This is a genomic window from Armatimonadota bacterium (assembly GCA_029907255.1).
In the GTDB taxonomy this organism is placed as follows: domain Bacteria; phylum Armatimonadota; class UBA5829; order DTJY01; family DTJY01; genus JAIMAU01.
The window spans coordinates 237,234-254,223 of sequence record JARYMF010000001.1 but is presented as its reverse complement, the minus strand read 5'-3'; the positions used below and the strand labels follow the sequence as shown (position 1 = coordinate 254,223).

Here is a 16,990-nt window from a genome sequence, read left to right as displayed (position 1 = left end):
CTATCGAAAAAAACCTGTTGCGGTGAGCAATTTTGAACAGATTCCCACGTAAATTACTTTTAATTATAACCCTCAGCGTAGTACTCATCGCCATTGGTCATTCTATTGTCATCCAGCGGAAACCTGATGGATTATCTCCCTGGACACGCTTGACGCCTGATGCGCTTCAATATATATCTATGGCAAGTGGGTCAATGTCTTCGCCTCCGTTTTCGTACAGAGTTCTCGTGCCATATCTAGCCTCACTTCTGCCGATGCCTCCAGACCTAGCGCTTAGATTAATTACTTACTTATGTCTTGGCACATTATATTTTTCGAGTTTATTTAGCCTTACTCGGCTTGGGTTTGCTTTTCCAATTAAACTAGCTAGCATTCTTTGTCTTTTCGCCTCAACTGGGCATCTTTATATGTACTCGAATCCATACCTGACAGATGCTTTTGGGCTAATGAGCCTTTCCATTATGCTTTATGCCCTCTTTGTTGGAAATTCCACACTTTTCGCAATCACAACCGGAATAGGAGTCCTAGCGCGAGAAACCACGCTTTTTCTCGTACCCGCGTTTCTCATTACCAAACAATGGCGAACTTTTATTGTTATTGTTTTTATTTCCTTCGCTGCTTTTATAACGCCAAGATTACTTATAATTGACGATGGTAGCCATCAGAGTTTTGTATTCCCATCAAATTTGACTTACTTCGTACAGATATATTTGACATTCGGGGTGCTCTGGATACCAATGTTCTTGGGACTAGCCATGTGCAATAGAAACGCTTTTCCCGCCATCAGTACATCCTTTGCTTGCCTGTTACTCGGTGCTTTACTTACAAGCACGTTAGCTACAGACACCATACGGATGTTTGCCATTATGCTGCCGATTGGAGCACTATGTTGGGCTTATTATTTTGAAGGATTATGGCATCGGTGTCGTGGATTGGCTCTTATACTCTTAATATTCGTTCTTACAGGCATTCCGCTAGCACTGCCAACTTCTTTTCTTCCAAAAATTGCAAATGAAATTATCAGTTGGGAAGATTTCTACTTTCGACTGAAATATCCTGTTGCGATATTCCATGCTATTGGCTTTACACTAGCCATAGCAAGTGCTTTTATTCTAAAACAAGAGCTCGCAGCTGGCACTCATGAAAAGCTTGACTTGCTTTGGTCATCTCTTTGTATAAAATCAACCAAAAAGCTGCGGCTTGGCAAAAGGTTGAGCAACAAACGCCCATAAGAACACGAACCAAGCATGTTTTGCCGCCAACTCCCAAGGGAATACTAATTTGTCAGCTCTTTGCGCAGGAGGTCTGCCATGCTGAAAAATATCTTATGTCTGACACTCATCGTTCTCCTTTGTACATGCTCATTCGCCGCAGAGACACAAAATGAACACAAGCTTGGGCGAGGTGACCATATTAGGATAAACGTCTTGGACGAGCCAGAAGTTACGAAAGAGACCGTCATTGGCGACGATGGATACATCTCGCTTGCGCTTATAGATAGAATTAAACTCGAGGGGATGACCTGCGCCGAAGCAGCCGAAGCAATTCGAAATGCTCTTAAAGAGTACATCGTCCAACCGGAAGTTTCGGTGGAGCTAATCGCTGTTGGAAAGAAACGCGTATTTGTCGCTGGCGAGGTACAAAAGCGCGGTGTGCTAATGCTTGAGCCAAATGCAAGACTTATGGAAGCTCTGGCAGGAGCTGAATATCTAAATACCGCAGACCTTTCAAATATAACCATCCAAAGAAAATCACAGATAATAAACACCGATCTTACGCTCTTCCTTTCTGGCAAAGACCTTACACCAAACATACTTCTTGAAGATGGAGACACGATAATTGTGCCACGTCAGAACTTAGCCGACGCAGTACTTGTCCTGGGTGCGGTGAACAAAGCAGGCACAACGGCCCTGAAGCCTGGGATGACAATTCGAGAAGCGATTGCTGCAGCTGGGGGCGTCACTCCGGATGCAGATACCTCAAAGATAACTCTTAAGCACGACGCAAGCCAGGAAGCAATCCCCATAGATTATGAACGAGCAATGGCTGGAGATCCAACCGCTGACTTAACTGTCAGTGCAGGCGATACGATCTTTGTTCCAAAACTTGATGACGCATATTTTGTCATACAGGGCGGCGTCAAAAATCCCGGGCGTTATTCGCTAAAAGGTAGAATGACGATTGAAGAGGCAACAGCAGAAGCCGGAGGACTGACTAAAGACGCCAAAATTGATCAAATTGAAGTTGTACATACGTCGGGCGGCATCGTCAGGTCAGAAAAGGTTAACCTTGACAAAATAAGAAAGGGCCAAAGCCCAGTTGTTGTCATCCAACCCGGTGACAGCATCATTATTCCAACTAGGCGAACCTCCCCTGATTTCCTGCAGATTTTAAGTGTTCTGGGAAGTCTAGGCTGGATTCTGGTGCGCTAAAAACATAAGCGCCACATCACCAAGAGGCAAACACTAAGCGCAGTGCTAATTTGCAAGTGATAAGGCTCTTTCAAGTATCGGATATAGTTGTTCCCAATCAAAGGTCTGTTTCCCGTAATCGAAAGACTCCTGTGCAAGCTTTTGCCCCAACTCAGGCGACCGGAGTAACTCCACGCATCTTTCAGCAAGCATTTCAGGTGTGTCTCCAATGAGAAGATGGACGCCGTCTTTAGCGCCAAGACCTTCACAACCAATTGAAGTTGAGACAACCGGCAGCCCCTTTGCCCATGCTTCAAGTATCTTGATTCTAGTGCCGCCAGCAATCCGCAAAGGAACAACGAGAAACGCTGACTTTTGGATAAATGGCTCTAGATTCTCTACAAAACCATGCATTGTAACGCCTTGCACTTTGCTAAGTCTAGCCAGCTCATCTGGATAGCTCCCAACAATATCCAATCGAGTATCGGCATCCATTTTTATAATCTTAGGCCAGACGGAGTCGCAAAACCAAGCAATACCATCGGCACAAGGACCGTAGGTCATACACCCAAAGAAGAGTATACGCTTCTCTTGGCGGTAGCGAATATTTGGAGCTTTAAAATCGAATCCATTTGGCAAGACAATAACCGAGGACTTTGCCTTCCCATCGAGAACAGACAAATCATTAGGGTTAGACACCAACACAACATTTGCGCGCCTGAGCATCGCCCATTCATCTCTTGCAAAAGGTATAGTGTCCAAGGTTATCACAAATCGCATCCAAAGCTGGCTATGCCGAGCTAACTGAGAATACTTGCGGGACTCGAAGTCATCCATATCATAGACGCGCGGAATATCATTAACACAACCGGCCATCCACAGCGGCGTCGCTTGATAATACCAGGTAACATCAGGCTGAACTTTGTCTATAAGCTTGAGCAGCGATTCCCTGAAAACATCCTTATGTGCAGGATGCATCACCATTCGATATCTTGTCCACAGTCTGCTCAATAAGGACCGACTGAAGGTTGTCGCTTTGCGATTAAGCATTCGCAAGCGACATTTAGGCCATTGGTCAGACTCAGGCTCTTCGCCTTCGGCTGGGTTATCCGTTACAAGGGCAATGGTTACATCGTGGTTACGTGCAAGACCTTTGATTACGTGGTAGCTTCTTATTCTCGAACCGACAGTTAGAGGCCATGGACGCTGAGTTGCGACGTACATTATTTTCATTGCCGTGCATCCACGTCCTTTGTTAAACTTGCAAGTAGGCTCTCACCGGATGCAAACTCCAGCCTGAGATGCTCCATCAATCCAACTATTGCCAACCACCTCGAAAACATTGCTGACCAGCGAAAAGTCAAACCTAACCAAAGCCATTCTGCAAAGTGCTTAATAATATTCTTTCCTACCCAGCAATTACGTCTCAACAATCTCCAGAATGGCTCGGAATTACGAGAATATTCCTGAGGATTCCAAAGGCGAATACTTGAGCGGTATATTTTTGCCCAATTTACATAATACTTCTTGCTCGCACGGTTGCCGTGGACCCTGTGGTACAACAAAGCTTTCGGAAGATATACAACTATGTGGCCTTCTTTTTGAAGCCTTTGAACTAAAACCGTTTCTTCGCCGCAAACGATTGAATCCCCATTTCGGCCCATCTCAGTTGGAAAACCCGGGGTTTTGCTCAGGACTTCTGTGCGAAAAGCCATGTTGCATCCAAATGGACATAGCGACATTGGCCCTTCGGGGAGGTCTGGTTCAAAATGTGAAATCATTCCACGCATTGTGTAGGGCCCATGATCAACAAACCACCGAGGTTTCGGAAAATCCCAATGCGCCACTGCTTTGCCCCCAAAAATTGACGCATTCGCCCAACGATTTGCCCCTTCCCACAATTCTTTCAACCAGTAGGGGGAAAACAATACATCATCATCTGCATATGCTATGATTTCCCCCTTGGCTTCCAAAATAGCCCGATTTCTGGCATTGGAAAGCCCCTGACGCTCTTCAAAAACATATCGAACACCTGGGCGACTTGAAAAAAATTTAGCTACTTCCGGCGTGTCATCGGTGGAGCCATTATCAACCAGTAGCAATTCGTATGGTATGCTTTCTAGATGCTCCTGTTTAAAAAAGCTGTCAAGAGCATCCTTCAACATATCACCCCGGTTGTATGTACAAATTGCAATAGTAATCATAATAAACCCAAGTTCAGGCAACCATGGCAGCACGGTTTCCAAGCACTTCGTGGTAAACCGCCTCCAAAGAGTCAATAGATCGTTCCCAAGTAAAGTTCTTCTCCACATAGTGCCTGCCGAGCATGCCTAGCGTTTTTCGACGCTTACTATCACGCATAAGGCAAACTATTGCCTCCGCCATTCCATTAGGGTCCGACGTAACAATAACTCCGTTCTCCTCGCAAGCCCCAATTCCGCCATTCGCGGCCGGCGTCATTACCACCGGAACACCCATTGCCAAAGACTGAAGCACTTTATTCTGCATTCCAGAAGCAAATCTCAAAGGAGCAACCGTTGTAGCACACCGCCAGATATAAGGACGGACATCATCTACAGTGCCGGTAACGACAATGCCGTTCCGACCGTGAAGTTTCTGAACCACAGGCAAAGGATTCTTCCCAACAATGTAAGCCTTTGCAGATGGGGACACTTCGCGCACTAATGGCCATACCTTACTTGCAAAATATACAGCGGCATCTACGTTAGGAAGGTAATCCATTGCACCTACAAAGCACACCATATGCCTGTCATACATTTTCTCACATGGTTGGTAATATTCCAGGTCAACACCATTTGGCACAACGGCTATTTTTCTACGAGGGCAGTTAATCGCCGCTGCATCTCGCTCAGAAATTACCAACACCTTATCTGCAAACGAACCAATGAATACCTCCATCTCCCGATAGCCCTTCAGCCACCACCGTGACCTTAGCCAACCACCATGTAAAGGCGACTGAAGCGACACTGCGTCGCAGATGTCAACCACCATAGGGATTCCCTTAATTCTAAAACAGTGCCTCGCAGTGGGCATATTAGCATGTATAACGTCCGGCTGGAAATTTTCGATTGAACGTATTAATGCCTTTTCAAAATCATAATCAAGCCACCAAGGTTCCACATTAAACGACAAAGACCAAAGCATTCGATTCGTAAACCTAGTTACTTTTGAAGCACATGGCGGCTTCAACTGGATGACCTCGATTCCGTTAACGAAATCCTCAAGTCGCCGAATATCCTCGCTTGTCCAAGTAATTTGGCTCGTACACACTAATAGCCGCACCAAATTTTTTCTGGCTAATCCCTTTAGAAAGCGGTAGTGCCTTAGGTCTCCAGTTGTCTCCGAAACAGGCAGAATATGGCTTAAATACAAGATTCTCATGACATTGCACTCCGCAGAGCCTTTATAAAGCCATATACTCCTGGCATGTAAAGGCGAAAAAGATGCTTCAATATATTCTCTTCACCATCGTTGAATGATCTAGTTGCCAATCTATAAAGAGCATACTTCTTGGCTTTGGATAGGTTGCCAATCTTCTCAAAATGGGTTGATAACAAATAGTATCTTCTTGAAACTGCGGGCCGAATTATGGACCTATATCTGCCGTGAAAATAGTTATCCAGTAACCTATAGATTTTCAGCTCACCTTGAAGAAATAGCTCACCCTTGGGACCGAACTTTGCCGCGCCACCTGCTGTGGCCGCCTCAGTTCGTCTGCGATAAGCACCCATAGTCTGATTGATGTAGCCAATTTTTCCAAATTGAGAGAGAATGATAAAAAATGGCCAATCACCAAACGGCAGGTCACAATACCAGTCTGGGAATTGCCGAATGAAGCCATTCCTAAAAACTACGGATGACGTGGGGATGAAATTGTCCTTTAAAATATCCTCGATATCCATCGTCTCAGGTCGCTCGTTTTGGATATAAACTGGGGAACCGGTACAATCCTCAAAAATGTTCTCAACATCATGAAAGCACATGATATACTCCGGATGGCTATCTAAGTAATCAACCTGAGTTTGCAGTTTTCTAGGCGACGTCCAGTAGTCATCGCCATCCAATAAAGCTATATATTGACCTCTGCAAATTACCAAAGAACGAGTAAAGTTCCTGTTTGCACCGATATTTCGCTCGGCACAAGGCGCCACCATTTTGTTGGGATACCTTTGGATGTATTCATTGATTATTTCTCGCGTCCCATCGGTTGAGCAATCATCGCCAACTACAATTTCAAAGTCGAAATTTGTCTCTTGAGAAAGCACGCTATCAATTGCCTTCCTGATGTATTTCGCATGATTATAAGTAATCATTAAAACGCTTAAACGCATATCAACACCAAAGTTGTAATTTCCGCCTCGTATCAGGCAGCCATGACAAATTCCCCTAACAAACGCTCCTTAATCTCTCCCCCGTTTATTACAGCAGTCTGGATGATCTCGCATACCTTGGCAATCTCTTTTGGCCCAACAGCAGTTCCAGTTGGGAGAAGAAGCACTCTCCGGCATAATTTTTCCGTCTCTGGCAGCACAAGTCCAGCGTGCGGGAAATACGACTTATAAGGCTCCATTCGGTGGCAACCAGGATAAAAGTAGCGGCGTGCGATGACGTTTTCCGCATGTAAAATTCTCACAAGAAGGTCTCTATCTATTCCTGCTTGTCCCTCGTTGATTTCCAGCACGATGTACTGGTAATTGCATTTTTCCGACTCATCATAGGTAACCATGGTTACTCCAGGAATTCCAGCAAGCTGTCGCTGATACAACAAATAATTACGCTTATTAATAGCTATAACTTCTTCCATACTCTCAAGCGATGTTAAGCCCATAGCTGCCGATATTTCGCTCATCTTGCCATTCGTGCCAATATAAATCACATTATCATACCCAGCAAACCCGAAATTTTTCATAAGTCGAATTTTATTAGCAAGTTCGTCGTTGTTAGTAGTAACCGCACCACCCTCAAAGGTATTCAAAAACTTGGTGGCATGAAAACTGAATACTTCTGCTTCTCCGAAGTTGCCAATCATCGTGCCATTGTATGAGCAAGCGAATGCATGGGCGGCATCGAAAATTAACCTGAGGTTATGTTTGTCGGCTATGCTCTGAAGGGCCTCAATATCACAAGGCCTACCCCAAATGTGAACTCCAATGATGCCTGTTGTACGAGGCGTGATCATATCCTCTACCCTATTCGGATTAATGTTATGGGTCAGCGGGTCAATGTCACAAAAGACGGGGGAAATCTCTTGCCACTGAAGCGCGTGCGCAGTAGCTATAAATGTAAAAGCAGGTACAATTACCTCTCCCTTCAAGCCAAGCGCCTTGATAACTATCTCTAAGGCAACCGTGGCATTACACATCGCTATGCAGTGCCTTGCGCCTGTCAATTCCGCAATCTTTTGCTCGAATTCCTCAACGTAGGGTCCATGATTGGTTAACCATCGTCTATCTAGCATTTCTCCTATGCGTTCTAGTAGGCGCTCACGATTGCCAATATTAGGCCGACCAACATGAAGCTTTTCGCTAAATGCCGGGACACCGCTAAAAATCGCCAAAGAGTCAACCCGCGACTTCATTTGCGCCTCCTTACCCTTTCCTCAAAGCCCAATCATTAGAGCATATTCCCATAACAACGACGTCTTTGAATGCACCGCCCTTGAACGCATGTTGTCGAAGCCTGCCTTCTACTGCAAACCCGCATTTTTCATATGTCCTGATTGCAGGCTTATTGTCTGCCAAAACGAACAAGTAAACCCTATGGAGTCCTAGATCTTGAAACGCGTGCTGGAGCACCTGATTAACTGCTGCAGTTCCATACCCATTTGAGCGTTCGTTCGGTTCACCAATAAAAATATGAAGCTCAGCCCTACGTGAAACCCAGTCAATATTTCTGAGGTAGACATTGCCAATATGTCTACCGCCATTAGTCAAGCAAATTGCCAGATTTACCTCGTTAGCAGAATAAGACGATGCTTTTCGAAGCCACTCTTCCTCACTAGCTCTGCTAACATACCTAAACACGCCGCCCAAAGACTCATATAGCTTAGGGTCATTGTGCCACTTATAAGTCCTCTCCAGATCATCAGGCTCAAGGCATCTTAGGTAAACGGACACATCGCTCACCTTAATTAGAGTTTTTTTATTTTGTTTTCTACCCAAATTCACCAAGACGATAAGCAGGAAAGTAATCTGTGTGTGCGATGCCTTTTGCATCAACAATCTGCCTATATTTAATGGGAGCCAAAATAGCTCCACAAAAATAAGCCATTCGCGTACCAGATGCCCAACCTCGCTTGAAAGCAGCAAGTCCCTCTGACGCACCATCACAAACGCCTGGAACGCCCCCCATATCAACCCATCGGATTTTTTCCTTGGACAGATGCTCAAAGGAAGCCCAAGTCATTGCATAGGAGGCTCTGGTCTTATAGCCTATTTCGCTCATTGACATCAAATGACCATAAGCAATATCCCCATGCACATAGTAAGTCTGAAGGCCAACTGTAATACCTTGATATACCGCCCGAAACATTTTGAATCCTGGAACTCTAAATTGGTCTGCAAATGACTTCTTGGAAAATGCTTTTATACCCGTCAGCCTCTCACGCTCAACAAGACCCCCATAGAGTTTCACCCATTCATCCAAATGCTTAAGCGGGTCCTCACACAACTCCACTTTAATCTCTCTGAGTGCCCGCCTTGCCCAGTAGCGGTGCTTCTCTGCAACAAAACTGGCTAATGGCTGGCTTAGGTCTGCAATAAAGTGCTCCTTAAAAGGCTTAACAATGTCAAAGCATTCTTGGAGGTAGGAGATATCATAATCACCAAATGGGTCTGCTACGAGTGCTATGCTAACCAAGTCATTCCTTAGGTTCTCAATATCCTTTTTTAAGCTTGACCAATCACGACATTGGAAAATCGGATAACAACCCATAGCGTCTCTCTCGGATGTGCCAGGAATCTGCCGCTCTAGAACCCATGCGCCACATTCTGGAAGCTCGCGCGGAACCCCGAACTCCGAAAGTGATTTTGCATAATCCGGATGGAGGTAACCAGTCACCGGTAAACTTCCTTTCTAATTATGCTAGCGACACGATTCATATCATCAGCGCTGTATCTTTGATCGCATGGTATCATCATAATATCGCCAGCTAGTCGGTGGCTCTCCCGAAATTCTTGCGGAACAATACCCGCTATTGGCCAGTGAACAGGCGGATATATATTCTCAGCAAAAAGAGCTTCCCTAAGGCTGTCGCGATTTCTGACCCTTATCGGAAACCCAAGTGGCACGATGCCTTTTGCGAGATTTGGAAACATAGCAATCTCACCAAGATACTCAGCAAGCACATGATAGTTTTCAATTCGCCGTCTGGCGATTTCTTGGTAGTTGAAAGCATGCATCAACAGAACTCTCGAAAGTTCGCTCATCGAATAGCGTGCGGCTTTATTCTCAGCTTCCACCTCTTTATAAAGTTCGTACCATTCGCGAGAACCACCGCAAATGTCAAACTGCCATCTAAGTATTAGGGAGGTTACTGACTTCATCCACCAATCTGCAGGCGGGCGCTCAAGTTGAATATCAGAAACACTTATCTCCTGTGTATTGATGTTTAAAATTCCACCGTCGGGTATACCTAAGAACTTTCTTGGACTAAACACTACGAAGTCCGCCAGCTTTCCGACACCATTTGTTAGCAACGCCTGGCAGGCATCCTCTAAAACCCATGCTCCCCTACTCTTAGCACGAACTATATATTCTGTGCTGAAATGCCATCCAAAGTAATCAATAAAAATAACCAAATCGCCTTCTTTTACTTCATCTATCCAGCCATCATGGTCGGGTTGTAAGTCGTAGTTCACAGGAAAGAATCGAACTTTCTGCATTTTTATCCCACTTAGGATAGTGTGGCATAAATACGATGGCACCCAAATATTAGCTGGCAATAATAAATCAGCTAACAGCGCTATGCATGACCGCGCGTTTGACATAAGAATGCTGTCATCCTTCATGAAAGGAGGGAGACAACTTCGTTCTTGAGCAAGTGGGAAACTAAACATACCTCCAATTATGCTCATATCAGCCCAAAATCCCTGGAAATGAAATCACAATCTTATACAATCGAAGCAGCATCGCGAGATGGCAACCCTGGAATCACTAAATCCGTTGTCCAGTCGAGTTTAGGGCGCACTACTCCTTCGACCTTGCCCCGCCATTCACCTCGAGTCTCTGGGTCATCAAAAATATCGAAAGCTAATATATCCTCATGAGTGTAGATTACCTTCCCACCATCTTTTACAACCATGAGGTTAACGCGATACGTGTTGTCGTTCATTAGGTCACCGGGTATACAGCAGATGGTGCGGAAAAGACCTACCGGGAACGGCCGCCCATGCCAAACCGGCTCATTGACGGGCGCTGGATTTATCACCAGGACCCCTTGTGCATTATAGATATGCAGACAAAGGTGAATACGTGCATCAGGTTCGAGGTTCCAGTAATCAAACTCAAGTCTGAAAGGCGTATGAACGGTTATTTGTCCGCCTCCGTTCTCAGCCCGCACACAAGCACGGCAAATTCGCACCTTGTCATTTCCTGGGGCAGTCGAAATATCATCCCAAACCTGTTCGGTTAGGAAAGTTGCATCTGCTTGGAGGTAATCTGCCACGACTTTTGACGCCTCTCCAATTTCAGCTATTCGGCCGTGGTCCAACCAAATGGCTCTTCCACAGAGGCTCTGCACTGCTGCCATGTTGTGACTCACGAAGATTACTGTACGTCCACTTGTTGTCACTTCACCCATTTTGCCCAGGCATTTCTTCTGGAAGGCAATATCACCAACCGCTAAGACCTCATCCACAAGCAGGATTTCTGGGTCAAGGTGAGCAGCAACGGCAAACGCAAGGCGAACGTACATTCCTGAGGAGTATCTTTTGACTGGTGTATCAAGGAACCTTTCGATTTCAGAAAATTCAACAATGTCATCAAATTTTCGCTTTATCTCGGCCCTGCCCATGCCGAGAATTGCTCCGTTGAGAAAGATATTTTCCCGACCAGTTAGTTCAGGATGAAAGCCAGTGCCAACCTCCAATAAGCTTGCAACTCGCCCATGTATTGTAATCTTCCCAGTGGTAGGGCGAGTGATTCGACTGACGATTTTGAGTAGGGTGGATTTACCGGCACCATTTCGTCCGACAACCCCAAGCCTCTCACCCTGCCCGACTTCAAAATTGACATCTTTAAGTGCCCATAATTCATTCGAAAGCCCATCTTGCTTTGGGGTGCGTCCATTTAAACGGCAAAGCGCCTTCCGTGCCGCATCCCAAATGATATCGCGAAGGGTGTCGTAACTTTCCCTGTCCGGCATCCGGCGGCCTAAAACATATTTCTTTCCAAGTCCTTCTACTTTTACGATGCTATCCATAATTTTCAAATGATATCTGCAAAATCTCGTTCCATTTTTCTAAAATGACGAAGCCCGGTAAACAAAACAAGTAATGTCAAAGCCACAGAAAGTACAAAACCTGGCCAGTAAAGATTAACATCACCCCCAATGATTGCCCATCGGAAACCATCTATTACTCCAACCATAGGGTTGGCTGAATACAGCAGTCTCCATTTTTCAGGAATGATATTGCTGCTGAAGCCAACAGGTGAAATATATAAACCCATCTGCGTAAGGAATGGGACAATGTACCGAAAATCACGGTACTTCACATTTAGAGCCGACGCCCACAATCCAACACCAAAGGCTGAGAGCACCGCCAGAGCTAGGAAAGCTGGCAGAACAATTATTCGCCAACTAGGAATAAAATGGTAGAAAACCATTAAAAAGCAAAGAATCACGAATGAAAGAAAGAAATCGATAAGGTTTACAATTACTGTGCTTGCAGGAATTATTACACGCGGAAAGTAAACTTTTGTGATTAAGCCAGCACTCGCAACTACACTCCCGCTGCAATCATTGAGTGAACCAGCAAACAACTGCCATGGTAGCATGGCGGTAAAAACGAGAATTGGATATGGCACGCCCCCGGAAGGCAGTTTAGCAAGTTTCCCAAAAATTATAGAGAAAACAACCATTGTCAAAACTGGTCTAAGTACACTCCAAGCAACTCCTATTACCGTTTGCTTGTACCTAACAAGAACATCTCGCCACGATAAAAAAAAGAAAAGCTCCCGGTAGCGCCATAGGTCAGCCCAATAATGGTGCTCTTCACGTCCCGCCTCAATTACCAGTGTATGCTGGAACTTATGAGTCAAAGTTTACTCCAACCGAATTAGAACTTTGCTTGCAATGGCCTTGCGGTAACAAACAATGCCCAGAGAAGTACGCTTGGTGTGCTTATAAACCTTTACCCCTAGCCTTTACTACACAAAACATATATTGCAAAGCGAATTTTAAATGTTTTCTATCCATTAACTGCTACTTTTAAAACAAATGGGTAAGCATTTTGATTGGAGCCTAACAACAACCAAAAGGCGTCAATTACTTGCTTATTCAATGTTTCCCTATTTTTCAATGTGGGAATATCAATTGAAAATTAAACCAGCGGGAGGCCTAGTCTGAGTAGGTACTATAATCGGAAATTAGCAAGTCTTGTATTACTCCTCATTTTATGTAGCCTAACTCCAATCGCGCTTAATGCACAGCGAGTATTGGTAGTTACAACGGAGCAATATTTGCCCGAGCAATGGGCATCACCAATTTATAATGGCGAATTCATAATAGCCGACCTTGTCGGAGCAGGATTACCATTTGATGTAGTCACATATGGCAGATTTGTAAATATGGATTTAGGCGACCATGACATAATCTTCCTCAGCGGTCATACATCACCCACAACAGTCAGCGAAGTTTATGCAAAATGCCAAGCTGCATTATCCGAAGGTCGAAAGATATTTATAAACGGCGAACTGCCGTACATGCGTTTTTCAACGGAAGGAGTACTTCGGGAATACATAAGATTTGGCTTAAATCTTTTCGACGTGCAAGATGGTGGCCTTCAATCGCTATCTGGTACACCTACTGTGCCACCGATGATAGAGAAAGACCCAGTCGTTACTGCGGTCTCTCTGCCGCCTACTCAATTCAACACATTTCTTTTTACTACCCAACCCGATATGACCGTAAAGTTTGGGGAACATGCAGTTGGATTCCTTTACCCACAAGGAGGAGCCATAGATGGTTATAGTGACCATACCTTGCATTTGTTAGACTATGGGAAGATTGCAAACTATCTTCGTTATGGAAATCGTCCTCCAATAGGATTTGCAAATGACCGTATAGAAGGCACTCCAATCGTATCCATTGAAATCCATGCTGATCTCACAAACAATCTGCCCGCAATTGATGCTTTGGAACAAATAGCAACCCAGTACAATATAAAAATGACAGCGCTACTTGTTTATAATTTTCTAACCCCTGAATCAATCGAGAAATGGAATAACATTAGTCCACTTTTCAGCATTGGCTCACATTCCAGATCGCACCATTGGGATTGGACGCCGCGCGATATTTATGTCGAAGTCATAAGCGCCGTTGCCGACCAACGAACACTAATTCCTAGAACGATTGACTACTTTAATTTTTCAGGAATGATGAATCCTACTTTACAACAGATTGAACAGCTCTACCCCACAGGTATACTTTTTGGAGCCCGCGGTGCCGACCCCAGGAACTGCAAGCTCCCCTCTGGCGAAGACATGATTCTTCAGGGAATTCCAATCAAAAGGCATTGGTTTCAAACTCTCGCGCAATCCACTACTGTACCGTTTTGCCTATCACAAACGATGCCAGACGACATCACACTTTGGCTATATGGATACAACTACTATGACGAACTGAGAAAAGTTTACCAAGCAAACCTAAAATACGGCTTATACACATACGGCTTTATCCACGATTTAGAGTTCGCACCAGACAGCAACTACTACACTGATGGCGTCCCTCTAGCGGATCTCGTTAGAGCCGGTATTGCATATATGGTTGACCAAGGCGCGAAGTTTATACCCACAGAAGACCTTGTCCGCAGGCTTCGGGACTTCATTGGGGGACGCATTTTCTATACCTCTAACCCCGATGGAAGCGTAACAGTTACCGCAATCAGGCCGGAAGGAGTTTTAAATGAGATAAAGGTAGGCGTTAATGGTGACCGAATACCTTATGCCTACGGAGAATCTGTAGTGTCTCAGCATCAAACAGAAGAGCGAGTTTATATTACTCTAAAACCAGAGACTACCAGTACAATAACTATCCGATGGTTAAAACCTGGCACACCGCCGCCCCCCGTTGTTACCGCTCCCAAAGGATATATATCTAATGCGTCTGTTGCAGAGTGGGAAGGAGACGAGAAACTAGGTGCAATTGATGAATACCAATATGCCGTTGGAACTCAACCTGGCAGCACAGATGCGCTTGAATGGACTTCTGCCGGAACCTCAAATTCCGCCGTGCTGACCGACGCAAATTTAACCCATGGCGAAACTTATTATATATCTGTAAGAGCTCGGTATTCAGAGGGTAACTGGAGCGACCCTGGATCTTCAGAAGCCCTTATAGCTGACCTAACACCACCGCCACCACCTTCAGTCACCGACGATGGCGTAGAACAAATCTCCACTTCTCGTCTTCGTGCAACCTGGACAGCTTCCGATTCTGAATCCGGAATATCATGCTATCAATATGCTGTTGGCACTTCGCCAGGCTCGACAGATATAAGAGACTGGACACTGACCGAAGAAACCCAAATTGAACTAACTGATTTAAACCTTACGCCAGGTGAGACATATTACATTTCCGTCAAGGCATGCAATGGCTCAAACCTCTGGGGATTGCCTGGAGTTTCTGATGGAATATACATTCTACCTTGTGAATCCGTAACAATTGGCACTGCTCGACGATCGCCAGATGGAAGACCGGTACATCTTTCAAATGGCATCGTTACAGCAGTATTCCAAGATGAATTTTACATTGAGGATTCCGATAGGGCTGCAGGAATAAAAATACAGTCCAATGCGCCTGTAAGCGTAGGTGATATTGTAGAAGTCAGAGGGAAAGTAGCAGGAAATGAAGTGGAACGGTTCATAACTAACGCCGAAGTAACACCTATTGGCGCTGGTGCCGTCATCGAACCAATTTTTATGTGCAACTATTCAGTGGCGGGAGCCGCCGGTGAAATAGTCCCCGGTGCAACTGGCAGCATAAGTCTGAATAATGTTGGCTTATTGATAACAACTACAGGGCGAATTAAAGCAATAGCTTCGGACCATATTTATATTTCCGACGGTTCCGTTCCCAGGGAAGGAGCAACGCGGTCAGGAATAAAGGTACTAGTATCTAATACAACCAACTTGGAGATAGGAATGCTAGTAGCAGTTACAGGCATTAGTAATCTTGAAAAAGAAGGCGAAACCTTAAAGCGAGTAGTTCGTGCCCGTGCGCCTACAGATATAGCTATCCTTGCACCCTAAGCGTTTTTATGAAGAATATTCGGTGGTTTTTCGAGAAGACGATAATACGTATCTCTTTTGCAAGGTATAAAGCCAGCTTCTTGAATTGCCGACCGAATCTCATCCTCGGTTACCCGAAAGTTAACACCTGCCGCAGCCACAACATTTTCTTCAATCATGGTGCCACCAAGATCATTTGCACCGAAAAACAGTGCAACTTGTCCAATTTTTAACCCTTGCGTAACCCATGACGCTTGAATGTTAATAAAATTATCCAAAAACAGACGAGAAATTGCGAGGGTCCGAAGATAGTCATGACCACCTACACCTGAGCCATTCAAGGCGGTGTTCAATGGTTGAAATGTCCACGGAATAAATGCTGTAAAACCGCCAGTTCGGTCTTGCAAATTGCGGATTTTTGCCAAATGCTCGATTCGGTTGGCATATGTCTCGATATGGCCAAACATCATTGTAGCTGTCGTAGGCATGCCAAGCAGCTGGGCTGTTTCCATCACCTTAATCCACTCATCAGCAGTGCACTTATTGGGGCTTACCAAAGCTCTGGGACAATCCGCTAGTATTTCAGCCCCGCCGCCTGGAAGCGAATCTAAGCCAGCATCCTTAAGGCGGCGAATGGTTTCTTCAATGCTTATATCCGAAATCCGCGCTATGTGCACAATCTCTGGTGGAGAAAAGGAATGCAAGTGGATATTGAATCGCTCCTTTATCCTGCGGACGAGCGACTCGTAGTATTCAATCTTTAGCGCTGGGTGCAATCCACCTTGCATAAGGATTTGGGTCGCACCTAGTTCAACTGCCTCCGCAATTTTTCTGTGGATTTCATCTTCGGAGAGCAAATAAGAATCTGGTGAATCAGCACCCCGAAAAAAAGCGCAAAACTTGCATTTCGATACACAAATATTTGTGTAATTGATGTTTCGATCGCAAACATAAGTCCTGTATGGTTCCGGATGCATTCGCCTGCAAACCGCATCGGCAGCTAAACCCAGTTCTGCAAGAGAAGCCTTCTCAAAAAGAAGATTTCCCTCTTCGCAGCTAATTCTGTTTCCCTCAACTGCCTTATCCAAAATTGCTAGAACAGCCTTCAT

At 45.0% G+C, this 16,990-nt stretch carries 14 protein-coding genes; 3 read left to right on the top strand and 11 right to left on the bottom strand.

Translation table 11 applies throughout. The features are described 5' to 3' along the window. Window positions 1–32 precede the first annotated feature (32 nt). The gene (locus tag QHH26_01015; GenBank protein MDH7480538.1) at window positions 33–1,232 is read left to right on the top strand and encodes a hypothetical protein; all 1,200 of its coding nucleotides are present in this window, start codon (window positions 33–35) and stop codon (window positions 1,230–1,232) included. A 78-nt stretch (window positions 1,233–1,310) separates the two neighbouring features. Then, window positions 1,311–2,432 (top strand): SLBB domain-containing protein, encoded by a 1,122-nt coding sequence (locus QHH26_01010; protein MDH7480537.1) that lies wholly within the window; start codon window positions 1,311–1,313, stop codon window positions 2,430–2,432. Window positions 2,433–2,477: 45 nt separating this feature from the next. Here QHH26_01010 and QHH26_01005 read toward each other — a convergent pair whose 3' ends face one another. The 10 genes from QHH26_01005 to QHH26_00960 are packed head-to-tail and all read right to left on the bottom strand — an operon-like array spanning window position 2,478 to window position 12,692. Beyond that, window positions 2,478–3,644, bottom strand: a complete 1,167-nt coding sequence (locus QHH26_01005) for a glycosyltransferase family 4 protein (GenBank protein MDH7480536.1) — start codon at window positions 3,642–3,644, stop codon at window positions 2,478–2,480. Then, the gene (locus QHH26_01000; protein MDH7480535.1) at window positions 3,641–4,615 is read right to left on the bottom strand and encodes a glycosyltransferase family 2 protein; all 975 of its coding nucleotides are present in this window, start codon (window positions 4,613–4,615) and stop codon (window positions 3,641–3,643) included. The genes QHH26_01005 and QHH26_01000 overlap by 4 nt, the downstream gene beginning before the upstream one ends. Before the next feature lie 13 nt (window positions 4,616–4,628). Then, window positions 4,629–5,813: a glycosyltransferase gene (locus QHH26_00995; GenBank protein MDH7480534.1), complete on the bottom strand. Its 1,185-nt coding sequence runs from the start codon at window positions 5,811–5,813 to the stop codon at window positions 4,629–4,631. Further along, a complete protein-coding gene (locus tag QHH26_00990) occupies window positions 5,810–6,763 on the bottom strand; it encodes a glycosyltransferase (GenBank protein ID MDH7480533.1) in 954 nt (317 codons plus the stop codon). Before QHH26_00990 ends, QHH26_00995 begins: the two co-directional genes overlap by 4 nt. 32 nt (window positions 6,764–6,795) lie before the next feature. Beyond that, window positions 6,796–8,010 (bottom strand): aminotransferase class I/II-fold pyridoxal phosphate-dependent enzyme, encoded by a 1,215-nt coding sequence (locus QHH26_00985; GenBank protein MDH7480532.1) that lies wholly within the window; start codon window positions 8,008–8,010, stop codon window positions 6,796–6,798. A gap of 10 nt (window positions 8,011–8,020) precedes the next feature. After that, a complete protein-coding gene (locus QHH26_00980; protein ID MDH7480531.1) occupies window positions 8,021–8,548 on the bottom strand; it encodes a GNAT family protein in 528 nt (175 codons plus the stop codon). Between the two features lie 37 nt (window positions 8,549–8,585). Further along, window positions 8,586–9,491, bottom strand: coding sequence for a peptidoglycan bridge formation glycyltransferase FemA/FemB family protein (locus tag QHH26_00975; GenBank protein ID MDH7480530.1), 906 nt, complete (start codon window positions 9,489–9,491; stop codon window positions 8,586–8,588). Further along, the gene (locus QHH26_00970; protein ID MDH7480529.1) at window positions 9,488–10,507 is read right to left on the bottom strand and encodes a DegT/DnrJ/EryC1/StrS family aminotransferase; all 1,020 of its coding nucleotides are present in this window, start codon (window positions 10,505–10,507) and stop codon (window positions 9,488–9,490) included. Before QHH26_00970 ends, QHH26_00975 begins: the two co-directional genes overlap by 4 nt. 35 nt (window positions 10,508–10,542) lie before the next feature. Continuing rightward, window positions 10,543–11,853, bottom strand: coding sequence for an ABC transporter ATP-binding protein (locus QHH26_00965; GenBank protein ID MDH7480528.1), 1,311 nt, complete (start codon window positions 11,851–11,853; stop codon window positions 10,543–10,545). 5 nt (window positions 11,854–11,858) lie between these two features. Then, complete coding sequence (locus QHH26_00960; GenBank protein MDH7480527.1) at window positions 11,859–12,692, bottom strand: ABC transporter permease; 834 nt, start codon at window positions 12,690–12,692, stop codon at window positions 11,859–11,861. A gap of 420 nt (window positions 12,693–13,112) precedes the next feature. On the opposite strand from QHH26_00960, the gene QHH26_00955 reads away from it, so the two are divergent. Next, window positions 13,113–15,902, top strand: a complete 2,790-nt coding sequence (locus QHH26_00955) for a hypothetical protein (protein ID MDH7480526.1) — start codon at window positions 13,113–13,115, stop codon at window positions 15,900–15,902. Here QHH26_00955 and mqnC read toward each other — a convergent pair. Beyond that, entirely contained in the window at window positions 15,899–16,990 is a 1,092-nt protein-coding gene (gene mqnC / locus QHH26_00950) for a cyclic dehypoxanthinyl futalosine synthase (GenBank protein ID MDH7480525.1), read from the bottom strand. The two genes, QHH26_00955 and mqnC, sit on opposite strands and share 4 nt — an antisense overlap.